Annotated in this window: 22 protein-coding genes and 1 tRNA gene; 12 read left to right on the top strand and 11 right to left on the bottom strand. The window is 33.6% G+C overall.

From position 1 onward, the window contains the following. Positions 1 to 108: 108 nt before the first annotated feature. Entirely contained in the window at positions 109 to 696 is a 588-nt protein-coding gene (locus tag WHC90_RS00370) for an RNA polymerase sigma factor (protein ID WP_188598981.1), read from the bottom strand. A gap of 210 nt (positions 697 to 906) precedes the next feature. Here WHC90_RS00370 and uvrA point away from each other — a divergent pair, with 210 nt between their 5' ends. The 4 genes from uvrA to WHC90_RS00350 all read left to right on the top strand — a co-directional run bounded on the left by uvrA (position 907) and on the right by WHC90_RS00350 (position 8,774). After that, positions 907 to 3,696 carry an excinuclease ABC subunit UvrA gene (gene uvrA, locus WHC90_RS00365; RefSeq protein ID WP_188598982.1) on the top strand — a complete coding sequence of 930 codons (2,790 nt, stop codon included), beginning with the start codon at positions 907 to 909 and terminating at the stop codon, positions 3,694 to 3,696. A 121-nt stretch (positions 3,697 to 3,817) separates the two neighbouring features. Next, positions 3,818 to 4,894: a hypothetical protein gene (locus tag WHC90_RS00360; RefSeq protein WP_188598983.1), complete on the top strand. Its 1,077-nt coding sequence runs from the start codon at positions 3,818 to 3,820 to the stop codon at positions 4,892 to 4,894. Between the two features lie 175 nt (positions 4,895 to 5,069). Beyond that, on the top strand, positions 5,070 to 8,024 hold the full coding sequence (locus WHC90_RS00355) for a two-component regulator propeller domain-containing protein (RefSeq protein WP_188598984.1): 2,955 nt from the start codon (positions 5,070 to 5,072) through the stop codon (positions 8,022 to 8,024). Next, positions 8,025 to 8,774, top strand: a complete 750-nt coding sequence (locus WHC90_RS00350; protein WP_188598985.1) for a LytR/AlgR family response regulator transcription factor — start codon at positions 8,025 to 8,027, stop codon at positions 8,772 to 8,774. A gap of 54 nt (positions 8,775 to 8,828) precedes the next feature. Here WHC90_RS00350 and WHC90_RS00345 read toward each other — a convergent pair. The 4 genes from WHC90_RS00345 to WHC90_RS00330 all read right to left on the bottom strand — a co-directional run bounded on the left by WHC90_RS00345 (position 8,829) and on the right by WHC90_RS00330 (position 12,362). Beyond that, positions 8,829 to 8,904: transfer RNA gene (locus WHC90_RS00345), tRNA-His, on the bottom strand. Positions 8,905 to 8,958: 54 nt separating this feature from the next. Next, positions 8,959 to 9,675: a bacillithiol biosynthesis deacetylase BshB1 gene (gene bshB1 / locus WHC90_RS00340; RefSeq protein WP_188598986.1), complete on the bottom strand. Its 717-nt coding sequence runs from the start codon at positions 9,673 to 9,675 to the stop codon at positions 8,959 to 8,961. Positions 9,676 to 9,768: 93 nt separating this feature from the next. After that, the gene (locus tag WHC90_RS00335) at positions 9,769 to 10,914 is read right to left on the bottom strand and encodes a trans-sulfuration enzyme family protein (RefSeq protein ID WP_188598987.1); all 1,146 of its coding nucleotides are present in this window, start codon (positions 10,912 to 10,914) and stop codon (positions 9,769 to 9,771) included. 38 nt (positions 10,915 to 10,952) lie between these two features. Then, entirely contained in the window at positions 10,953 to 12,362 is a 1,410-nt protein-coding gene (locus WHC90_RS00330) for an MATE family efflux transporter (RefSeq protein WP_188598988.1), read from the bottom strand. A gap of 158 nt (positions 12,363 to 12,520) precedes the next feature. Between WHC90_RS00330 and WHC90_RS00325 the strand changes: the two genes are divergently transcribed. From WHC90_RS00325 to WHC90_RS00310, 4 genes are read left to right on the top strand one after another with little or no spacing between them, the layout of a single operon-like run. Further along, complete coding sequence (locus tag WHC90_RS00325) at positions 12,521 to 13,216, top strand: Rossmann-like and DUF2520 domain-containing protein (RefSeq protein ID WP_188598989.1); 696 nt, start codon at positions 12,521 to 12,523, stop codon at positions 13,214 to 13,216. A 2-nt stretch (positions 13,217 to 13,218) separates the two neighbouring features. Continuing rightward, positions 13,219 to 13,746, top strand: a complete 528-nt coding sequence (locus tag WHC90_RS00320) for a KdsC family phosphatase (protein WP_188598990.1) — start codon at positions 13,219 to 13,221, stop codon at positions 13,744 to 13,746. 17 nt (positions 13,747 to 13,763) lie between these two features. Then, positions 13,764 to 14,195, top strand: a complete 432-nt coding sequence (locus WHC90_RS00315; protein WP_188598991.1) for a DUF2147 domain-containing protein — start codon at positions 13,764 to 13,766, stop codon at positions 14,193 to 14,195. Positions 14,196 to 14,197: 2 nt separating this feature from the next. Continuing rightward, the gene (locus WHC90_RS00310; RefSeq protein WP_188598992.1) at positions 14,198 to 14,503 is read left to right on the top strand and encodes a hypothetical protein; all 306 of its coding nucleotides are present in this window, start codon (positions 14,198 to 14,200) and stop codon (positions 14,501 to 14,503) included. A gap of 2 nt (positions 14,504 to 14,505) precedes the next feature. Here the strand turns inward: WHC90_RS00310 and WHC90_RS00305 are convergent, their stop codons facing one another. Beyond that, entirely contained in the window at positions 14,506 to 15,147 is a 642-nt protein-coding gene (locus tag WHC90_RS00305) for a protein-L-isoaspartate(D-aspartate) O-methyltransferase (protein WP_188598993.1), read from the bottom strand. A 198-nt stretch (positions 15,148 to 15,345) separates the two neighbouring features. On the opposite strand from WHC90_RS00305, the gene WHC90_RS00300 reads away from it, so the two are divergent. The 3 genes from WHC90_RS00300 to WHC90_RS00290 are packed head-to-tail and all read left to right on the top strand — an operon-like array spanning position 15,346 to position 17,861. Continuing rightward, positions 15,346 to 16,326, top strand: a complete 981-nt coding sequence (locus WHC90_RS00300; RefSeq protein ID WP_188598994.1) for a Gfo/Idh/MocA family protein — start codon at positions 15,346 to 15,348, stop codon at positions 16,324 to 16,326. 10 nt (positions 16,327 to 16,336) lie between these two features. Continuing rightward, complete coding sequence (locus tag WHC90_RS00295) at positions 16,337 to 17,227, top strand: 3-hydroxyacyl-CoA dehydrogenase family protein (protein ID WP_188598995.1); 891 nt, start codon at positions 16,337 to 16,339, stop codon at positions 17,225 to 17,227. A gap of 43 nt (positions 17,228 to 17,270) precedes the next feature. Further along, positions 17,271 to 17,861: an acyloxyacyl hydrolase gene (locus WHC90_RS00290; RefSeq protein ID WP_188598996.1), complete on the top strand. Its 591-nt coding sequence runs from the start codon at positions 17,271 to 17,273 to the stop codon at positions 17,859 to 17,861. A 53-nt stretch (positions 17,862 to 17,914) separates the two neighbouring features. Here the strand turns inward: WHC90_RS00290 and WHC90_RS00285 are convergent, their stop codons facing one another. Genes WHC90_RS00285 through WHC90_RS00270 form a run of 4 tightly spaced genes read right to left on the bottom strand, consistent with a single transcriptional unit; the run spans position 17,915 to position 22,214 of the window. Then, on the bottom strand, positions 17,915 to 19,024 hold the full coding sequence (locus tag WHC90_RS00285) for an efflux RND transporter periplasmic adaptor subunit (RefSeq protein ID WP_188598997.1): 1,110 nt from the start codon (positions 19,022 to 19,024) through the stop codon (positions 17,915 to 17,917). A 17-nt stretch (positions 19,025 to 19,041) separates the two neighbouring features. Next, positions 19,042 to 20,286 carry an ABC transporter permease gene (locus WHC90_RS00280; protein ID WP_188598998.1) on the bottom strand — a complete coding sequence of 415 codons (1,245 nt, stop codon included), beginning with the start codon at positions 20,284 to 20,286 and terminating at the stop codon, positions 19,042 to 19,044. A gap of 1 nt (position 20,287) precedes the next feature. After that, a complete protein-coding gene (locus WHC90_RS00275; protein WP_188598999.1) occupies positions 20,288 to 21,520 on the bottom strand; it encodes an ABC transporter permease in 1,233 nt (410 codons plus the stop codon). Position 21,521: 1 nt separating this feature from the next. After that, positions 21,522 to 22,214 carry an ABC transporter ATP-binding protein gene (locus WHC90_RS00270; protein ID WP_188599000.1) on the bottom strand — a complete coding sequence of 231 codons (693 nt, stop codon included), beginning with the start codon at positions 22,212 to 22,214 and terminating at the stop codon, positions 21,522 to 21,524. Between the two features lie 301 nt (positions 22,215 to 22,515). On the opposite strand from WHC90_RS00270, the gene WHC90_RS00265 reads away from it, so the two are divergent. Continuing rightward, a complete protein-coding gene (locus tag WHC90_RS00265) occupies positions 22,516 to 23,163 on the top strand; it encodes an HAD family hydrolase (RefSeq protein ID WP_188599001.1) in 648 nt (215 codons plus the stop codon). Between the two features lie 21 nt (positions 23,164 to 23,184). Here the strand turns inward: WHC90_RS00265 and WHC90_RS00260 are convergent, their stop codons facing one another. Continuing rightward, entirely contained in the window at positions 23,185 to 24,027 is an 843-nt protein-coding gene (locus WHC90_RS00260; RefSeq protein ID WP_188599002.1) for a sulfurtransferase, read from the bottom strand.

Raw genomic sequence — 24,027 nt, 5'->3', positions numbered from 1 at the left:
GGGTTGCTCCCTATTATTAGGAGACTTTTTTGAGTAAAGTTGCTTCATACATTAACACTTTATACATTGATTATTAAGTGTATAACGAAGCAATTTTAATTTTCGTATTTAATGTGTTAAAATAATTTTATTTTTTTCAATTAGCTTTCTTAAATTGATCAATGCATAACGCATTCTACCCAAAGCTGTATTGATACTAACGCCTGTGTTTTCAGAAATCTCGTTAAAACTCATATCATTATATATTCGCATCAATAAAACTTCTTTTTGTTCTTGAGGAAGTTCATCAACAAGAGATCGTACATCTGCGTGAATCTGTTCATTAATCAACCGTTTTTCTGCGTTAAAAACACCATCACTTAGCACAGAAAAAATATCAAACTCATCTGTGTTTTTAAAACTAGGCATGCGATTTGACTTTCTAAAAAAATCAATAATTAAATTATGGGCTATACGCATTACCCAAGGCAAAAACTTCCCTTCTTCGTTATAACGTCCTTTTTTTAAAGTCCTAATAACTTTAATAAAAGTATCTTGAAAAATATCTTCTGTTACATCACGATCCTTTACTTTGCTGTAAATAAAGCTAAACAATCGTTGCTGGTGTCTTTTGATTAGTACTTCTAAAGCAAACTCACTGCCATTTATATACTTAGAAATCAACAGACTATCTGGTGTGGTGGTGTTACGTATCATAGTATTACTTTTAAGAAAGCGAAGAGCCTTCAGGAATTTATTATCTAAATGTTAAAAGTAATTTTATGCGATACGCGTTTTGTTTTGTAGTGAATACTATTTCAAATATGATACATTTTTATCAAAAACACAAATCTAATTGTATTTTATTCTAGATCTGCTTTAAATTCTCTTTTAAAAATGGTATTTTTATGGCTTATTTTTGACTCAATGAAATTAGATCTTACCACTGTAAATCCGAAAGAAAATATAATTATTAAAGGTGCTAAGCTTCACAATTTAAAGGATATTGATGTTGTCATTCCCAGAAATAAATTAGTGGTAATTACAGGGCTATCTGGCTCTGGTAAGTCATCCTTGGCGTTTGATACTTTGTACGCAGAAGGCCAACGTAGATATGTAGAAAGTCTATCATCTTATGCGCGTCAATTTTTAGGAAAATTACACAAACCAAAAGTAGATTATATAAAAGGAATTGCTCCTGCAATTGCTATTGAGCAAAAAGTAAACTCTACAAATCCAAGATCAACAGTTGGAACCAGTACTGAGATTTATGATTATATGAAATTACTTTTTGCTAGGATCGGAAAGACCTACTCTCCTATATCTAACCAACTAGTTGTTAAGGACACGGTAACAGATGTCATCAACCGCATTAAAACATTTGATATTGGAACAAAATTTATTTTATTAGCACCTGTTATTTTTGACGGAAATAAAACTTTAGAAAACTTATTACACGTCTTTTCACAGCAAGGTTATGCACGAATTCAACACCTTAACACAATTCATCGTATAGAGGAGTTTGATCAAACTTTATACAAAAACGAACCCCTCTCACTTGTAGTCGATCGAGTTGTAGTTAAAGACGATGAAGATTTTTACAATCGATTGGCCGATGCTGTTCAAACGGCATTTTTTGAAGGGAAAGGCAGTTGTAGTTTACAAAACCTAACAACGGGTGAAATTCTTGAATTTAGCAATAAATTTGAGTTGGATGGGATGAGCTTTTTAGAGCCAAACACACACTTGTTTAGTTTTAACAATCCTTACGGTGCTTGCCCTTCTTGTGAGGGTTATGGCAATATTATTGGTATCGATGCAGATTTGGTAATCCCAAACACGGGATTGTCTATCTATGAAGATGCAATCGTTCCATTTAAATCAGACACCTTTAGGATCTATAAAGACGAGCTTATCAACCACGCCTTTCAATACGATATTCCTATCCACAAACCGTGGTTTGAATTGACAGAGGATCAAATAAAACTGGTTTGGGAAGGCACCAAAGACTTTAAAGGCATTCATCATTTTTTTCAACAGTTAGAAGAAAAAAGTTATAAAATTCAGAACAGAGTGATGCTCTCTAGGTATCGCGGTAAAACAATTTGTAAGGAGTGTCATGGTAAACGCTTGCGAAAAGAAACCAATTATGTAAAAATTGCAACTAAGAATATTTCAGATTTGGTAAGCCTACCTATCGATGAACTCATCTTGTTTTTTAGCAGCTTACAACTAGAGCCAACCGATGAAAAAATAGCAAAGCGATTGCTCACCGAAATTAACAATCGATTGGGTTTTTTAGACAATGTTGGATTAAATTACCTAACACTAAACAGAACTTCAAACTCCCTATCAGGAGGTGAAAGTCAACGAATAAACTTAGCCACTTCTTTAGGTAGCTCACTGGTTGGATCGATGTATATTCTTGATGAGCCTAGCATTGGCTTGCATCCAAAAGATACCGAGCGATTGATTGGTGTCTTAAAAAACTTACGAGATCTTGGCAATACCGTCATTGTTGTAGAACACGATGAAGATATTATGAAAATTGCCGATTATATTATTGATATAGGTCCAGAAGCTGGTACTTTTGGAGGGCATGTTGTTGCTGAAGGAAGCTATCAAGACATTTTAAAATCAGATTCTTTAACAGCCAAATACCTGAACCAAGAATTGGTGATTCCTATCCCTAGAACAAGGCGGAGTTCTAAAAATTATATAGACATTATTGGGGCTCGTGAGCACAATTTAAAAAACATCAATGTTCGGTTTCCTTTAAATAACCTAACCGTCATTACTGGAGTTTCGGGGAGTGGTAAAAGCACACTGGTAAAAAAGATTTTATACCCAGCCTTGCAAAAAAAACTATTTGGATTTGGTGACAAAATAGGTCAATTTACAGCCATAGAAGGTTCGTTTGAAAATCTCAAGCATTTAGAGTTTATCGATCAAAACCCGATTGGAAGATCTTCAAGATCTAACCCAGTAACCTATATAAAAGCCTATGATGATATTAGAAATCTATTTGCCAATCAAAAGCTTGCTAAAATCAGAAACTACAAGCCAAAGCATTTTTCTTTTAATGTAGAAGGAGGTCGATGTGAAGTTTGCAAAGGAGAAGGAGAAGTTACGATAGAAATGCAATTTATGGCTGATGTGCATTTAGAATGTGATGCTTGTAATGGAAAACGCTTTAAAAAAGAGGTTCTTGAGATTAGAGTTGATGGAAAATCAATAGATGATATTCTTAATTTGACCATAGATGATGCTGTCGATTTTTTTACAAATACAGATCAATTAAAGATTGTTCAAAAACTAAAACCACTTCAAGATGTTGGTTTGGGCTACGTACAACTTGGACAATCTTCTTCTACCCTCTCTGGCGGAGAAGCTCAACGTATTAAACTGGCATCATTCTTAGTAAAAGGAAACACCAAAGACAAGGCGCTCTTTATTTTTGATGAACCAACAACAGGGCTACATTTTCACGATATTAAAAAACTAATCAACTCATTTGATGCGCTTATAGAAAAAGGACATTCTATCTTGGTTGTTGAGCATAATATTGAGCTCATAAAATGCGCTGATTATATAATTGATTTAGGCAAGGAAGGTGGTAAAAAAGGCGGTGAACTCTTATTTCAAGGAACACCAGAAGAACTAGTTTTATCAAATTCATCATATACAGCAAGCTATTTAAAAGAAAAATTACAATAAAAAGCATCTAAGTTTTACGAATTCTCAACCAAGTACGACGAATTCTCAAACACCAACATTAGAACAACTGTTTAGTACTAGATTTGGGTAACAAAGAAATAGTAACCTTAAATCTTGTATTATGAAAATAGCAATCAAAACTTCAATCTTAGCAGCATTTTTAGCAACACTAAGCCTAACATTTATTCGTTGTGAGAGCACAGCAAATAAAGCTAAAAAAACAACAACAGACCTAGCAATTACTAGCAGCCAATCGAATGAGGCTCCAATCTATAGAGAGCCTTTGGTTTTTATAGCCGGAACAGATGGATCTGATTATTATAAGAATGCAAAAAAATACTACGAAGACAAACAATTTGAAGTGGTTACTGAAGCATTTTCAATAACAGAAATTATTAACTGGCTAAATGCAAACTACGATGAGCGTTTATATACAGACATCTATATCGTAAGCAAAAACAATCCTTGGACTGGAATGGAATTAGAAACCAATGTTCATGGAAAAAAGACAACAGCTAACAATTTAAAAGAGGCTTTACTCAATGGTGAAATCCCAAAATTAAACCAAGGGATTACACAAGACACAAATATCATTTTTAACGCCTCAGCTCTTGGTGATGATGCCGATTTGGTTTTGCTGTTAAAATCGACCCTATCTACATCTGATGTAAGTCCAAAAATTATAGCGAGTTCTTATTATAATGTATTTGGTGAAAAATTTTCTCCTCACAATTTGGCTAAATCATATACTGTTTTTTACCCAACAGCCAACTCGCCAGGGAAAGTAGATTTATCAAAAGAAATTGCAAAGAAATATCCTAATGAAAAAGAGATTGATTGGTATGACGCATTGAACAATGAAACAGAGCGTTTTGTAGGAGATGCGTATACTATTCAATTTAATATTCCTTTATCTTGGGAGTTTATTTACGAAGGAGATGAAGAAGTTCCTTATTTTGAAAATCAAGAAGAAATTATCGACTGGGTTAAAAACAATGATGAAATCTCAGCAAAAATGGACAATTTAAACATTCCTTTAGAAAAATTTAGATGGAGTTCTAAAACCAAAAAAGACAAGTTGACTATAAAAGCAATCACTACGGTTTTATCAGTATTAAAACCCTTAATTCAACCTTATGGAGACTTGCAACATATAGAACCAGAAATTGACAATCTTCGCTTGTATAGCATCCATTAAGAACTCCAAAAGGCTCGTTTTTAACGAGCCTTTTTCTTTGTTGTTTTTTTTAATAATCCTATTAATTTAAAAAACAATTCTAAATATAAACAATTCTCCTTTCTATTCTTTATTTTTAAACTGTTAAGCTGCTTTGGATAGATTTTTGATGTTTCTTATCCGTATAAATTATCAAATGAAAAAAACTTTTTACCTCTTTTGTATTGCATGCCTTTTGGCTGTTTTTAACCTACAAGGGCAAAAAAAACAGTACATTCAATATTCTATAGAAGAAGGTTTGCCACAGTCACAAATTATAGACATTACAGAAGATGCTTTTGGATATTTGTATTTGGCGACTCAAGGAGGTGGTTTAGCTCGTTTTGACGGAAAGGAATTTAATGTATTCACTCAAAAAAATGGCCTAGAATCTAATTATATCAATGCTTTAGTTGCCCACAAAGACAGTCTTTTTATTGGCACCAACCAAGGCTTAACCATAAAAGTACGTGATTCATTTGTTAGCTATAAAAGTCCTAAGATTCTTAAAATTATAAAGGTTCAAAAGCATTGGTATTTTGCCACCAACCAAGGTGTATACCTGCTTAAAAATAATTATTTGCAGCCTTTAAAAGCAAATCAAAAAATTGATTTAGCTCCTGTAAATGATCTAGTATTCTACAAAGGATCTTTTTGGGCAGCCAATCACTTGGGTCTTTGGAAGATTGAGGATTTTGACAACAGCTCAAATGCAGCTCTTATACAACCTGGACATTTTACCGCAATTTACAAGCAGCAAAACAGCTTGATTGTAGGAAGCTTAAAGAGTGGGCTCTTTAGCATCCAAAACGGAACAAGCTCACAAGAGAACAAGTATATTTTAGATATTAATTCTATCGGAAGTTTTGATGATGAACAGTTATGGATAACTACAAATACCAATGGGATATACTTAATAAACAAACAAAAACTTAGCGTAGTAAAACACAGCGGCACAGACACCGGATTACCGACCAATGCTTTCACTAAAATCTACAAAGACCATCAAAAGAATATTTGGATAGCTACTAGCGGTGCTGGGCTTTTAAAACAAACTGTTCCAAAATTTAAACATTTTGATTCTAGAAACGGTTTTAATAACACAAGAGTCACTACTGTTTTAGCCACACAAGATGCTCTTTGGGTCTCAAATTCTAAGCAGCAATTAATTAAAAAAGACAGCCTCGGTTTTTACACCTTAGAAAATCCTTTTATTAAATCTAAAATAACGAGTATTGCTGCAGATTCAACCAATTCTATATGGTTAACCACAGCTAAAAATGGTTTGTTTATATACAAAAAAGAGAATGATTCTGCCAGAGGCGAAACTCCTTATAAACATTTAAACTCAAGAAATGGACTGCCTCATGATCAATTGTCGCAAGTAGTTCCTAACAAAGAAAAAATTTGGCTTGCAACAGTCAATAAAGGAATTGTACAATTGGATTATAATTTTGACAAGGGTTTTGTAAAATCAAGTACTCTTTTTAATGGAGTTAAAGGAATCAAAGATCTTAGCATTTCTACAATTGCCTTAGATAAAAGTCAAAAACTGTGGTATGCTACAAACAATGGTGCTCTAGGGTATATTTTTAATAATAAAGTGTATCACTATACAGAAATACTTAATCAAAGAGCAAAAATTAATGCCATTACTATACATAAGGGTGTTGTATTTATTGGAACTCAAGAAAAAGGTATTTGGTTTGCCAAGTCTAATCAGTTGAACAACTTTAAACTGCTAAAAGGTCAAAAAGAATTGACATTTACCACTTGTAACCAACTTCTTTTTGATGCTGAAGATCACCTCTGGGTAGGCACAGCAAATGGTGTCATCTCTGTTGAGCTTTCAGAAAACAATGAAATCTTAACAGCGCAGCATTATGATGCTACCGATGGCTTTGTGGGTGTTGAAACTAGTTTAAATGCAATCAGCTTAGACCCAAATGGTTCTATTTGGTTTGGTACTCAAAGGGGGCTTAGTCAGTATACAGCAATGCCGATTGAGCTTTCTAAAATTAAACCTAGACTATATTTTGAAGAACTAAAAATCAATTTTAACACTCTGGATAATATTGACATTAATAGCAATACAAAAACACTAAATCTTAAACCTCTAGAAAACAATGTGGCATTTCGATTTAAAACCGTAGATCTAAACAACCCTACACAAGTGGTATATCGCTGGAAGCTAAACAAAGGTAATTACAGTCCATGGACGACTCAAAATACTGTTGAGTTTGCAAATCTAAACTCAAGCATGTACACATTTACGGTACAGTCTAAAAACAAACAAGATCTGCTGAGTGAAGAAGAATCAATCCTGTTTTATATTGATAGCCCTTTTTATCAAAAACAATGGTTTCTTTTTAGTGTCATTGGTGCATCATTAGCAATACTCCTACTTGCAGTAGCCTACTATCTTAAAAGAGAAAAAACAAAAAATCTAGCCAAGTTAAAGCAATTAAAACTTGAGAATCATTTGTTAACACTTGAGCAAAAAGCGTTGCAATTGCAAATGAATCCACATTTTATATTCAATGTATTAAATGGGATTAAAGCATTAAATAACCGAGGTGAAAAAGTCTTGGTCAATAGCACTGTCAATCAATTTGCCTTGTTGCTCAGAGGGATTCTAGAAAATTCACGCGAAGAAGAAATAAGCTTAAAACAAGAGATAGAAACCCTTAAAAACTATGTGGCTTTAGAACAGCAAATGAGTGAAAAACAGGTTGAGTTAGTTGTTTATAGCGCTATTGAAAAAATAGACCTTGACGAGATTTTGATCCCCCCAATGTTACTGCAACCTTTTGTAGAAAACAGTATTAAACACGCATTTGACTCTAACAATACATCTGCTAAAATTGAGATAACTTTTAGTCTTGAAAAACAATTTTTATGCTGTAGTATTACAGACAATGGCAAAGGGTATATAGAGACACAATTAGGCAAAGAGAAAAGCAAGCACAAATCCAAAGCACTAAAAATTACCAAAGAGCGTATTGAGAGTTTGTCTACATTAGCAATTTTTAGGATGGAAGAACTAAAAGAAAATAAAAAAATTACAGGTACTAAAGTTTGGTTTAAGATACCTTTAAAAACAGATTATTAGATGCATAAAAGAACAGCCATTTTAGTTGATGACATGAACAGTGCTTTAGAAGTATTGTCTGCTGATTTAGCACAGTTTCATCCAGAAATAGAAATCATTGGAAAAGCAAAATCTGTAGTAGATGCAGCAAAATTATTGCGCAAACAAACACCTGATTTTCTTTTTTTAGATATCATGTTAGGTGATGGAACTGGCTTTGATCTTTTAGAAATATTTCCAGAACTAGGCTCTAAAATTATTTTTGTGACAGCTAGTGATGCATATGCAATTAGAGCTTTTAAGTTTGCAGCAATTGACTATATCTTAAAGCCCTATAGTCCATCAGAATTAGAACATGCCATACAGAAGGCTACAATACAGATAGAGTTAAAAAAAGAGCAATTAAATGTGCTTCAGCAAACCATACAACAGCAGCATATTCCGCCGACAAAGATTTCTTTGCACAGTTTAGAAAAAATAGTTGTTGTTGATATTCAAAATATTATTCGCTGTGAAGCACATAATAACTACACTCAATTTTTCTTTGAAAATGGATCTAAAGTTCTCGTTACTAAAACCTTAAAATATTTTGCAGACTTATTAAAGGAAAATCAGTTTATAAGAGTGCATCAAAGTCATTTGGTCAACCCCAATTTTATCAAAGAGTTTATCAAATCAGACGGTGGTTATTTAATTTTACAAAACAAAGAAAGCGTCCCAGTATCGGTTAGAAAAAGAGCGGCTGTTCTAGAAGCTATAAACAACTTATAATCAGTATTTAATACACAAAAAAAGCTCCTCTTAAAAAGAGAAGCTTGTTATTTTGGGTGGAAGACGGGATTCGAACCCGCGACCCTCGGTACCACAAACCGATACTCTAACCAACTGAGCTACAACCACCATATAATTGCGGATGCAAATATAAAATATTTTTTGTTTCTCGGCAAAAGAAAAATCAAATTAATTTATCTAAATTTTCTACTGCTACATAACGCTCTGATGTAAAACCTTCTGCGTGTTCCACTCCGATAAGTCTGCCTAAATCATTTGCCCGATAACTAATGCTGTCTGTAAAATTTTTACTGGTGATTGGTGTTTCTGGTTCTTTGCTCGTAGGATCGTAAAACTGAGAGCTATATGCCAACACAGACGCTACCTTTACATCAATAAATCCACTCACATCGACCACAAAATCTGGAGTGATGTTTTTCCATTGAATATAATGATACACGTTTTTTGGGCGCCATTTTTCTTGCGAAACTCCGTTTAACACTGTAGGTATTTTTATCAAACCACTTAAAAAACAAGCATCAGAAACTAACTGACTCCCTTTAGGGTGGTCAATATGTCGATCATCAACTGCATTACACAAGACGATTTCTGGTTGGTATTTACGAATCATTTTTATGATTTCTAACTGGTGTTCTTTATCATTGGTAAAAAAACCATCAGCAAAACCTAAATTTTCACGAACAGAAACCCCTAATATTTTTGCTGAATTTGCAGCTTCTTCATCTCTAAGTTCGGCAGAACCTCGAGTACCTAACTCACCACGGGTAAGATCTACGATTCCAACCTTTTTCCCATTCGAAATTTCTTTTGCTATGGTTGCACCACAACCCAATTCTACATCATCTGGATGTGCACCAAAAGCTAATATATCTAGTTTCATTATTTACGTATTTCGTCATACTTTGCTTGAGAACTCTAAAAGTAAGCTGCTTACATTAAAAGAGCATGCTCTTTTTCAGAATGACATTTTTATTTATTTTAATGCTTGCTCAATATCAGCAATTAAATCCTTTGTTTCTTCAATACCGACAGAGAACCGAATCAATCCATCTTTAATCCCTTGATTTTCTCTTTCTTCTGGAGACAATAATGCATGTGACGTTTGAGTTGGACTTAGCATGGTGCTCTCTACACCTGCTAAACTCATAGATGGCTTAATCAATTCTAATTTATTCATAAAAGCCATCGCATCAATTCCTTCTTTAAGCTCAAAAGACAACATTCCTCCAAAATTTTTCATTTGTTTTTTTGCAAGTGCATAGTTTGGGTGTGATTCTAAACCAGGATAATACACTCTAGAAACTAAAGGATTTTTATCTAAATACAGCGCCATGTTTAAAGCATTCTCGCTTTGGCATTTAACACGGAGATTCATTGTTTTTAAACTGCGCTCCAACATCCAAACAGTAAAATCACTAAGGCTGCCTCCTAAGTTTTTAGCGATGTTCCAAATGATATCAATATGCTCATTGGATGCCGCAACGGCTCCTGCTAAGATATCAGAATGACCTCCCATATATTTAGTTGCAGAATGCAGCATAATATCAATTCCAAAATCAATAGGAGTTTGATTTATAGGCGATGCAAAGGTATTGTCAATCATTGTAACAATTCCATTCTTCTTTGCTAAATTGGCAACTGCCTCCATGTCTGTAACAGTCAGTAAGGGGTTTGATGGAGTCTCTATATACAATACTTTAGTGTTCTCTTTAATTTCCTTTTGAAAAGATTCAATTGATAAATCTTTTGTAAAGGAATATTCGATTCCAAACTTATCAAACTCTTCTACCACAAAATTATAAGTACCACCATACAGTGTTTGTTGCAATACAATATGATCTCCTTTGTGTAAAAAAGCCAATAAAGTAGTACTTACAGCAGCCATTCCAGAACCAAAAATCAATGCATTTTCTGTTTTTTCTAAAGCGGCAATTTTTTTACACAGCATTTCTTGATTTGGCGTGTTAAAATACCGTGGATATCTTTTTACATCAACATTGTCAAACTCATAAGAGGTTGAAAGGTAAATAGGAGATATAGCTCCTTTAAATTGTTCATCTTTAACCTCACCAACATGGGTGCAAATGGTATTGATGCCAAGTTTATTATGTGACTTCATTTTTTTAAATTATTTGATAAGCTAAGGTAAGAAAACAATTAGACTTGCACTGTCTTCCATTTCCCTTTTTTAAAGAGCCAAATACCAATGATAGCAACCAAAATCTCTGTAATAGTTATCGCTAAAAACACCCCGATTGGACCCGCTTTAAAATAGACAGCTACCAAATACGCAAAGGGCAACTGAAACAACCAAAAGCAAACAAAATTGATGTAGGTTGGTGTTTTGGTATCACCTGCCCCATTAAAAGACTGAATAACAACCATTCCATAAGCATAGAATACATAACCTGCTGCTATAATTTGCAAACAGAGAGTTCCGTTTTTGACCACAATAGGATCTGTGCTAAACCAACCGAGAAAATTTTCTGCAAACACCAAATAAACCACAGAAACAAAACCCATAAAATAGGCAGCATACTTGCTTGTTTTCCAAACTGATTTCTCTGCACGATCTGGTTTGTTGGCCCCAAGGTTTTGTCCAACCAAAGTGGCTGCTGCATTACTCATACCCCATGCTGGCATTAAGGTAAACATCATGATTCTGATAGCAATAGTATATCCAGCTAGGGCTTCACTACCAAATTCTGACATAATTCGCATTAAAAACACCCAACTTGAAGTGCCTATTAAAAATTGCCCAATCCCGCCAAGCGAAACCTTTATCAAGTTCATCATTACTGCCATTTGAATTCGAATATTCTTAATGGCTATTTTAATTTTTCCAAACCCGTAAAACAAGGCTATTAACTGACAAACTACTGCCGTTCCTCTACCAATGGTTGTTGCAATCGCAGCACCTTCTACACCATAAGCTGGAATAGGGCCCAAACCAAAAATAAAAATTGGATCTAAAATAATGTTTAAGCCATTTGATAAAATTAAGGTCCACATTGCAATAGAGGCATTTCCTGCTCCTCTAAATATGGCATTGATTAAAAACAATAACATGATGGTGATGTTACCACCCAATAATATTTTTGTATAGCCATAGCCCTCTTCTATTAAATCAGGCTCTGCTCCCATCAATGCTAAAATTTCTTTGGGATACAGAATACCAATTACACTAATAATGATGGCTAAGAAAATTCCTACTAGAATAACCTGAACTGCTGCCTCATTAGCTCCTTTTGAGTCTTTTTCTCCAATCCTTCTAGCAACTACAGCGGTGGCAGCCATGCTTAACCCGATGGCCACAGCGTAGACCAACGTTATAACGGACTCTGTTAAACCAATGGTTGCCACGGCATTAACACTAACTCTAGAAACATAAATAATATCAACCAAAGCAAAGATGGATTCCATCAGCATTTCTAAAATCATGGGGATGGATAATAAAAAAACTGCTTTTCTAATACTTCCTGTAGTATAGTCTTGTTCTTTTCCGCGAACGGCGTCTTTAAATAATTGAAAAGTACTTTTTAGTATATTTTGATTGTCTTTTTGCATTGTATAAAAATTTGGAATACTTGAATACCGCTTTGAAAAGAATTTCAAAACGAAAATTTGGGTAGTTTAAGCAAACTACAAATCTGTGGGTGTAACTTAGACAATCATAAGACTACAAATATGCAAAAATAATTTTAAAATCAATATCTTCGCTTTCTATGATTCATGTACTGATAATCGGTAACGGAAATGTTGCTTCACACTTAGCAACAGCTTTTGAGAAAAACCCAAACATCGCACTTAAACAAATAAGTTCTAGAGCCTTGGACAGTGTTCCTATGAGCGATGTAGCCATAATTGCAGTTTCTGACGATGCCATTTCTGAGGTTGCTAACAAACTGGTCAATTACCAAGGTTTGCTGGTTCATACCTCTGGATCTGTAGATGTAAAACAAATTAAAGCTAAAAGAAATGGAGTCTTCTACCCTTTACAGTCATTTACAAAAGGAAAAAAAGTTGATTTTACTCAAGTTCCTTTTTGCCTCGAAGCAAGTGTTGATTCTGATCTTCTTCTTTTAGAAAAACTAGCTCAATCACTTGGTGCTAAAGCCTATAGAATTAACAGTTTACAGCGAAAAAAAATACACCTAGCGGCTGTGTTTGCAAATAACTTTACAAATCATATGTACAGCATTGCCAATGATATTTGCGATCAAGAAAAAATTCCTTTTGAAATTTTACATCCTTTAATTGCTGAGACTGCAAATAAAGTACAAGGCATTTCACCCAAAGAAGCCCAGACTGGTCCTGCTATCAGAAGAGATCAACAAACTATAGAAAAACATATTTCACAACTAACTAAAGAACAACAACGCTTGTATTTATTAATCACAAAATCTATCCAAAGCCACTAATTATGGTAAAAAGTTATAAAGAATATTTAGCCCAAATTGATACTTTAATTTTTGATGTAGACGGGGTTTTAACCAATGGAATCGTAACTGTTTTCCCTAACGGAGAACTAGTAAGACATATGAACATTAAAGATGGATATGCTCTGAAATCTGCAGTAGTTGCTGGCCTTAGGGTTTGTATAATTTCTGGAGGAACCAATGAAGGTGTTAGAACTCGCTTAGAAAAATTAGGAATTACTGACATTTATCTTGGAGCTCATAACAAAATTAAGCAGTATCAAGAATTGGTCACTAAATACAAATTAGATGCTGCCAATGTAATTTATATGGGAGATGACATCCCTGATGTCCCAGTGATGAAATTGGTGGGCTTACCTTGTTGCCCAAATGATGCTGCTCCAGAGGTTCAACAAATTTCTAAATATATCTCTGATAAAAAAGGTGGAGAAGGCTGTGCTAGAGATGTTATAGAGCAGGTGTTAAAAGTACAAGGAAAATGGGATGGTAATTTTGATTCTAAATACGATTAGCTAATTCGATAAATTTTATGAAGGCAAAAACACTTTATATTCTCCTTTTCTTTTATTGCTTTACAGCAAGCTCACAATCCATTATTGGAAAATGGGAATCCGTAAATGAAGAGACAAAAAAAGTAGAGTCTGTTATTGAGATTTATGAAAAATCTGGTAAATATTTTGGTAAGATTATAGAAATTAAAGATCCTAAAAAGAAAGATGCGCTTTGCAAACTATGTGATGGAGCTCTAAAAAACAAACCTATTTTAGGCCTCGTAATTATTAACGGTCTAGAAAAAAGAAAAAATGAGTGGACTGGCGGGACAGTATTAGATCCAAAGAACGGAAAGAAATACAAATGCACCATTAGCCTTGAAGATAAAGGCATCATGAAACTTCGTGGATATATTGGTTTTTCTCTTTTTGGAAGAACTGCTTATTGGAATAGAGTAAATACAAAGTAAGTTTGAAAGGTTCAAATAAAAAATCACTAAAGCTATTTTTAATCATAGAAGTACTTCTTGTACTTACAATTGTGTTTTTTATCATTAAAAAAAGATATAATGCTGTAAAATACCCAGAAAAAAAAGTCCTAATTGTTTCTAAGGAGTGTTTTCAAAATAAAAAAGAAGGGAATTATATTACTATCTTATATGAAAACAAAAAATATGATATTGCACTTTCTAATTTTGACCTGTGTAATAAATTTGTTGTAAAAGACTCTATTAAAGTTATCTATAGCAGAGATTTGGATGAGTTTAGCTTAAAATAAATTTAGTTTTTTTCTTCCAACATCGGCACAAAAGCAAAGTCTCCTAATTCGTGTTTTTCAAATTCTTTGGCAGATTTTCTTATAAACAAAGTCATAATTTGAGTTTTATCTCCAACCGGAATCAATAATCTACCACCAATTTTTAATTGCGCAAGCAAAGGATTTGGAACATAAGGTGCTCCAGCAGTCACGATGATTTTATCAAAAGGAGCAATTTCTTTTAATCCTTTATACCCATCTCCAAAGATTAATTTTTTAGGTCTATAGCCTAGTTTTGGCAAAAACAAAGAGGTTTTCTTAAACAGTTCATGTTGCCTTTCTATAGTATAAACTTCGGCTTTCATTTCTAATAAAACAGCTGTTTGATAGCCTGATCCTGTACCAATTTCTAACACCTTATCACCTTTTTGCACCTCCAGGGTTTGCGATTGAAAAGCAACCGTATAAGGTTGCGAAATGGTTTGCTCAGCAGCAATAGGAAAAGCCTTGTCTTGGTATGCATGCTCCTCAAAACTTGAATCAATAAACAAGTGTCGTGGAATTTTCTTGATGGCAGCCAATACGGCTTCGTCATGAATTCCTTTTGCCTTTAGCACGGTAGCCAATTGATTTCTAAGTCCTTGATGTTTATGAGAATCTTTCAAAAAATGTATAGTTTGGAGTTCTAAAAATAGGAATTTATCATTAAAAATAGGCATAAAAGTGTATCTTTGTAATCATTGTTTTTTCTGTATATTTTTTCAGAAAATTTACTGTCTTTCCGAGCGCAGTCGAAAATTTTATAAGACAATTATTTGACACCTTGAAACTGCGATTTCTCAAGGATAAAAAAAATACTATATATGTTAAAAGTAGGTGTTCTAGGAGCTGGTCATTTAGGAAAAATACATCTTCGCCTCTTACAGCAATCATCAAAATACAACTTGGTTGGTTTTTTTGATCCTTCTGAAGAAAATGCAAAAAAAGTTTCAGAAGAATTTGGTTACCATCGTTTTGATTCTGTTGAAGAATTAATCAATAATGTAGAAGTTGTGGATATCGTGACTCCTACCTTATCACATTTTGAATGTGCTAAATTAGCCATAGAAAAAGGTTGTCATATTTTTATAGAAAAACCAATAACCAATACAGTACTTGAAGCAGAAGCTATTAGAACTTTAGCAAGCCAGAAACACGTACGAGGTCAAGTTGGTCATGTAGAGCGATTTAACCCTGCTTTTACAGCTGTTAGAGACATGATCTCTTCTCCAATGTTTATAGAAACCCATCGATTGGCTGAGTTTAACCCAAGAGGTACAGACGTGCCTGTAGTTTTGGATTTAATGATTCATGATATTGACATTATCTTAAGCGTAGTAAACTCACCTGTAAAAAGTGTACATGCTAGCGGTGTTGCTGTTATTAGTGAAACTCCAGATATTGCTAATGCTCGTATCGAGTTTGAAAACGGCTGTGTAGCCAATTTAACGGCAAGTAGGATCTCTATGAAGAACATGAGAAAATCTCGTTTCTTTCAAAAAGACGCTTATATTTCTATTGATTTCTTAGAAAAAACATCCGAAGTAGTACGAATGAAAGATGTTCCTGAACAAGAAGATGAATTTGCGATGATTTTACAAAATGCAGAAGGAGAAAAAAAGCAAATCTATTTTGACAATCCAACAGTAAATAGCAACAATGCTATTTTGGATGAGTTAGAATCTTTTGCAGAAGCTATTGTTAATGAAGAAACTCCTATTGTTTCTTTAAAACAAGGAGCCAATGCTTTGCGTGTTGCTCAACAAATTATAGATTGCTTTAACAAGCAAAAAGAACTTATATAAAATAAAATACATGAAAAATATTGCCGTTATAGGATCCGGAACCATGGGGAATGGAATTGCCCATACTTTTGCACAATTTGGTTACAATGTTCAATTGATCGACATCTCTCAAGAAGCACTTGACAAAGGGCTTGCAACGATTACTCGCAACCTTGACAGAATGGTCGCTAAAGATAAAATTTCTGAAGCAGATAAAGCAAAAACATTAGGAAACATTACCACCTATACTACCATCAAAGAAGGCGTTAAATACGCTAGCTTAGTGGTAGAAGCTGCTACTGAAAATAGTGATTTAAAGCTTAAAATATTTAAAGAATTGGATGAAGTTTGCCCAGATGACACCATTTTAGCATCAAACACTTCATCAATTTCTATTACAAAGATTGCCGCAGCTACCAAACGTCCTGATAAAGTAATCGGAATGCATTTTATGAATCCAGTTCCTATCATGAAATTGGTAGAGATCATTAGAGGATACAATACTTCTGATGAAGTTATGCAATTTACTGTAGATCTTTCTAAAAAGATAAATAAGATTCCTGTAGAAGTTAATGATTATCCTGGTTTTGTTGCCAATAGAATCTTAATGCCGATGATCAATGAGTCTATAGAGACTTTATACAATGGAGTTGCTGGTGTTGAAGAAATTGACACTGTAATGAAACTTGGAATGGCACACCCTATGGGACCTCTTCAATTGGCTGATTTTATTGGATTGGACGTTTGCCTATCTATCTTAAATGTATTGTATGATGGATTTAAAAACCCTAAATATGCTCCTTGTCCACTTCTAGTAAACATGGTGATGGCAGGTAAATTAGGTGTTAAATCTGGAGAAGGTTTTTACGATTATTCTCAAGGTAAAAAAGCAGAAAAAGTTGCCTTGCAATTTGCTAAATAAAACTATCAAACTTTTAGTGTTATTTGCCTTTTCAACTGTTAGTTTGTCTGGGCAAATAACCACTAAAAACAAACTTATTCCTTCTGAAATTGGTTTTGCATTTGTCTTAGGAAACGAGCATAATTTCTTATTTGATGACCCTGATTACAACTACCAATCCAAAATAGTTAAACTTCGGTTACTTTATCCTTTACTCAGCAAGAGTAATGCCTTAGCGTTGATATTTGAACCGCAAGTAGTTCATTTAAATCATCAGCTGATCAATGAGCAATTTGTCACTCCTGATGAAGACAAGTATCTGGAAAAGAGAGCTCGTTACACAAGAAAAAAGCAAATGACTTTAGCAGTCATAGAAACAACACTGGCATTTAAAGTTAAAATCTATAAAAAATTAAACGGTGTCGTTACAGCTGGTTTAGGTTTAGGTTATATAGACACAGCAACTGAACGCCTGGCTAAAGGATTTACCTTTACAGAAAATGGTAGTATAGCCCTGGAACATCCTGTAAAGGAAAGAACTAACCTACACATAGCTGTTGGATTAGGTCATGTTTCTAATTTTAATTTTAACCTTCCTAATAGTGGCTACAATACACTAACAACATCAATTGGTTTTAGCTATGTTCTAAAATAACAAAAGGGTTTCTCGATTGAGAAACCCTTTTGTTAAATCACTAAATTTTTTGTTTAATTTATCTTCTCTTCGTCTTTAGAAGCCTTGTTCCAAATCTTAATTTGATCGTCTTTAGTAATACCAGAAAGCACTTCTACATTTACACCATCAGAAGTTCCAAGCTTAATTGTTCTTCTTTCAAAACCGTCACCAACTTTAACTTCTACATAAGGCTCTTCCGTTTTTTTATCAAAACGCAATAACGCTTCTTTTACCGCTAAAACATTGTCTTTACTCTCTAAGATGATATCAGCATTCGCACTGTATCCAGCTCTTATAAAGTACTTATTATCTAAAGTAACATTTGCTTTAATCTTAAATTGTACTGCCCCTCCTTCTTCGGTACCTTTTGGTGCAACAAAGTTTAAAGTTGCAGGGAACTTAACCCCTTCTATAGCTCCTAAAGAAACTTCAATTTTAGTCCCTTCTTTAAGTTTACTAACTTCTGATTCATCAACCTTACCTTCAAAAATCATTTTAGTCATATCTGCAATACTAGCAATGGTAGTACCAGCATTAAAATCATTCGTTTGGGTAACTTGGTATCCTTTCTTAACTGGAATCTCTAAAATCATACCAGAAGCAGTAGCTCTAATATTGGTATTAGCAGTTTGCCCTAAGCCCGAAGTTGATCCTTTTTTAATGATCTCTAGATCAGATTCTGCATTAGCTAAACTTAATTTTGCATTGTTATAACTTAATTCTGAAGACTCAAAATCTTGACGAGCAATAACACCTTTATCAAATAATTTTTTAGTTCTATCATAAGAAACTTTAGCGTTGTTGTAGGTTAATCTTGCTGATTTCACTCTACCAGTTGCACTGTTTAAAGAGGCAACATTTGGTACAACTCTAACAGTTGCTATTAAATCGCCATTTTTAACTACGGCTCCTTCTTCAACAAAAACTTCATCAATAATCCCTGTAATCTGAGGCTTAATCTCTACCTCTTCCATTGGAATCACTTTCCCAGTTGCTACTGTTTTTTTTTGGATACTAGTAGTGAAAGCTGTTTCGGTTTCATATTGAATAATATTCGTTTTGTTCTTCTTACCGAACCAAATAAGTGCAACGATAAAAAATATCGCTATTACTGCTAAAATAATTTTTGCTCTTTTACTCATAATTTGTGTGACTTAATTTATTCTTCTCTTAATGCTTCAATTGGTTTAACTATGGTTGCCATATAAGCGGGTATAAGACCTATTAAAGTTCCTAAAATTGCTAAAGTGACAAATGCTATTAATATGATTGGGATATTCACTGTTGGATTGATTAAAACTGCACTATCTCCTTGCCCTACTAAGGCATCCAATCCATATAAAACGAGTGCTCCAAATACAATTCCTAACATTCCTGCTACGGATGTTAAAAAGACTGATTCTAATACAATTTGTCTTCTAATACTTAAAGGTGTCGCTCCAAGTGCTCTTCTAATACCAATCTCTTTTGTACGTTCTTTTACAGTAATCAACAAGATATTACCAATGGCAAATACTCCTGCAATTAATGTCGCTATTCCAACAAACCAGGTTAAAAACTGCATTCCTGTTAAAAATCCGGTTACTTTGCCTATTTCAACACCAAGATTGATACTACCAAAAGCTCTTTTATCATCTGGATGTACTTTATGAAGGTTTTTTAAGGTCAATAAAATATCAACTTCCATCTGGGCAATATCTACTCCTTCATTAGCAGTAATCATCATCCAACCAATTCTATTTCCTCTATTATATACTTTTTGAAAAGTTGAAAATGGAATATATGCAGAATCTCCATCAAAACTAATTCCGTTTCCTCTTTTATAAACTCCAACAACTTTATAGTTAATGCTGTTAATTTTAATGAGCTCACCAATTGGAAATTCGTTCTTTTCAAATAATTGCTTGTACATCTCCTCTGAGATAACACATACTTTAGCATGGGTTATCATGTCTTTTTGATTTAAAAAACGACCATACATCAATTCTTTCTTCTGAATTTGATCCAGAACTGGATAATCCCCACTTATTTGAAAAGTACCAGTTTTTATACCTCTAACAATTAGATTAGATGTTTGACTTCTTGGAGCTAATAACTTAATTTCATCACTGTACTCACTTTTTAATATTTCTACATCCCTTTCAGTTAAGCTAAACGTACGGTTTTTCTGAAATCCTTTAAAAGGAATTTCAGTAGCTCGTGGAAAAATAAAAACACTGTTGGTTGCAAAACTTCCGAATATTTTATTAAAGTTATTTTCGATACCTCTTGCAGCACCTAATAAAACAACGAGTAAGAAAATTCCCCACAATACACCAATAATGGTAATTGCTGTACGCATTTTGTTTTTACGAATGCTTCCGTAAATTTCTTGCCAAGTATCTGAATCAAATAAAAACTTCATATTAATCTGCTCTTAGTGCTACAATTGGTTTAATTCGTGCTGCTTTTTTTGCCGGAACATATGCAGCAATTAACCCTGATAAGATTAAAACAATAGTTGCTCCTATTACTATCCCTGGGCTTACACTTGGGTCTTTTATAAAATAATCTTCTTCAAGACCATCGCCAATAAAGTTTAAAATATAAGTACCTAGAAGCAGTCCTAAATATCCCGCAATGGTAGTTATTAATACTGATTCTTGAACAACCATACCAACAATAGATGCAGGTGATGCTCCAAGCGCTTTTCTAATTCCAAATTCTTTGGTACGCTCTTTAATTATAAAAATCATGATATTACTAATTCCGATGATTCCAGCAATCAAGGTACCAGAACCTACAAAGATTACAATGAAATACAAGGCCAATAAAAACTGTCCAACTCCTTTATTTGCTTCAGCCATATTGCTAACAGACAAAGCACTTTGGTCATCTGGATGTATGTCTAATTTTTTTCGCAGATCACGCTCCATTTTATTACCAAAAGCAATGGCTTCATCCAAACTTAATTCTGGATTATACCCAAGAACTATCTGACTTAGCTTGTCATTATTTCCATAAATCATTTGCGCTGTTGTAACAGGCATAAAATTCATTCGTTCTTGATTATCGCCTCCTTCATCAGAAAACACACCAATAACTTGATATGAAATCCCACTGACATTTACACGTTTTCCAAGTGCAGGTTTTTCTCCAAATAAATCTTGCTTCACCAGACGCCCAATTACTATGACTTTGGCTCTCTCTTTTAAATCTCTATCATTAATAAAGCGCCCTTCTTCAATAATTGTTTTTTCTAAAAATTGATGATCTGGATGTACGGCTTGTATTGTATAATTATCTTGCTTGTTTTTATATGAAATATTTGCACTTCTATTTACTCTTGCTGTTAAAAGTTCTATCTTATCAGAATACTCATTTTTTACAAAATTAAAATCTTCATTTTTTAACTGTATGGTTCTACCTGTTTGCAAACCTTTATATGGCTTAGAAGTTCTCCACACTCTAACCGACATAAAGTTTGCCGCATCATCTGAAAATTGTTCTTTAAAAGTGTTACTCAAACCAGTAACAACACCAAATAGTAAGGTAAATAATAAAATAGCAAATGCTACTGTAAAACCAGACATCACTGAGCGAAGCTTGTTTTTATTTATGCTTTGAAAAATTTCTCTCCAACGATCTATATCAAACATATTAAACCGCTTTTGAGTTAGCTGTCAATTCATCACTAATGATTAATCCATCCTTTAAACGGACAATTCTTTTGGTTTGTTCTGCTACTTCTTCTTCGTGGGTAATTACAAAAACTGTCATCCCTTCATTATTAATATCTCTTAATAAATCCATAACGTTATCAGTAGTTGTAGAATCTAAGGCTCCTGTAGGTTCATCGGCTAAAACAACTTTAGGTTTGGTTACCAATGCTCTCGCAATTGCAACACGTTGTTTTTGTCCTCCAGATAACTCATTAGGCAAGTGGCTTGCCCAATCTTTTAGGCCAACCTTGTCTAGATAATCCATCGCAATTTTTAAACGCTCTTTACGTGGAATCCCTTTATAGTATAATGGGAGAGCCACATTTTCTAAGGCTGTTTTGTATGAAATTAAGTTAAACGACTGAAAAACAAATCCTAAAAATTTATTTCTTAAAACTGCTGCCTTTTTTTCATTCAAATTTTTAATCAACTGACCATTTAAATAATATTCCCCTTCATCGTGTTCATCTAGCAATCCAACGATATTAAGCAAGGTAGATTTACCAGAACCCGAAGACCCCATAATAGATACAAACTCTCCTTCTTTAATATGTAAATCGATTCCTTTTAAAACATGTAAAGATTCTTTTCCGATTGGATAAGACTTGTGAAGATTTTTAATTTCAATCATAGTTGATTATTTTTTTGCGAAAATAGCCGTTACATATGGTTAGGGCTATTAATATTATGTTAAAAGACTTCTGCAACAATTATGCCCAAGAAAATCTTTTTAGACATTCGAACTAAAAATAAGACGGCTAACTAAAAGAAATGTTACAGTATTTTTTAATAAATATTTATTTTTGTTCTTTTAGCTACTCTAGTTCTCTGTTTAATACATGATTATACACTATTAAACTATTCATAAGCTTTTTAATTCATAGGATTTCTGCTCTCAACTATTTATAGTATTTTTGCTAAAAAATAGACCAATGGCTACAATAAAATGTGTAATATTTGATATGGACGGAGTAATTATAGACTCTGAACTTCTACATAAAAAAGCGTATTATGAAACTTTTGAGTCTTTGGGCTTAGATGTTTCAGAAGCATTATATAAAACCCTAACCGGTTCTTCTACTATCAATGCTTTTCAAAAACTTGTCGCTCATTTTCAACTTCAAGAAGATCCTAATGATTTGGTTTTGCAAAAAAGAAAACGCTATGTCAATTTTTTTGAAAATGACCCAACCTTACATTTGGTTGATGGAATAGAAAATATCATTCAATATTTTCATAATAAGAATATGACTTTAATTTTAGCTTCTTCATCTGCGATGGTTAATATTGAACGTGTTTTTAATCGATTTGACCTGAATAAGTATTTTAAAGCAAAGATTAGTGGTGCCGATTTAAAAGAATCAAAACCCCATCCAGAAATTTTTGAAAAAGCAGCTATTTTAGGAGGTTTCCCAAAAGAAAACTGTATTGTCATTGAAGATTCTGACAATGGAGTAAAAGCAGCAAATGATGCTGGTATTTTTGTATATGGCTATAAAAATCCTTTAGCGGCAGATCAAACTCTAGAAAATGCAGATTATGTGATTAGTCATTTTTCAGAATTAAAAAGCCTGCTTTAACTTTTTAACCCATTAACTATTTTATTTTTCGGTTGGCAGGTCTGGCAAACTACCCCACTCTGTCCATGATCCATCATAGACTGAAGTTTTATCATATCCAGCAACTGTAGCCGCAAGTGCTAATATACAAGCTGTAATCCCAGTACCACAAGAAAATATAAGTGCTTTATCTTTAGAGACAAACTCTTTAAAAGTAGTTTGCAATTTAGATTTGGAAGCTAAATGCCCATCGGTAAGAACCTTTGTAAAGGGCAGGTTCTTTGAGTTGGGAATATGTCCATTTTTTACTTCAGGTCTTGGCTCTAATTCTTCAGCTGTAAATCTGGCAGAAGAACGCGCATCTATAACCAACTGCTGTTGGCTTTGAATATTTTCTAAAACTTGTTTGTAATCTTTAAATAAATGTGCTCTATACTTTGCTTTAAAATCTCCAAGAGTCTTCTGCGTTTGTTCTTTTAAGACTGTCGGAAACTCTGCTTTCTTCCAAGCAGGTAAACCACCATCTAAAACAGCGACATTATCAAAACCCATGGTCTTAAACAACCACCAAGCTCTCGGGGAAGAATAGATTCCGTGTTCATCATACACTACTATACACGATGTAGTATTGACTCCGAGTTTTTGAGCTTCAACTTCAAATTCTTTTGCCGGTAATACCGTATTCGGAAATTGAGCATTTACATCAGAAAAGGTCTTTTTTATATCAAAAAAAATAGCTTTTTTAATTTGATTTTCTTGCAAAGCAGCTTTATTATTGGCTGCTACTTTTGGTAAAGTAGCATTTAGAATCACTAAGTCTTTATCGGCTAAATTTCGATACAACCATTCAACAGAAACTAATGAACTCGGTACTTTTAAAGACAT

Origin of the sequence: Polaribacter pacificus (assembly GCF_038024035.1) — a bacterium.
GTDB lineage: Bacteria > Bacteroidota > Bacteroidia > Flavobacteriales > Flavobacteriaceae > Polaribacter > Polaribacter pacificus.
Note: the sequence above shows the minus strand (reverse complement) of the source record. Positions and strands in the feature narration are given on the sequence as shown.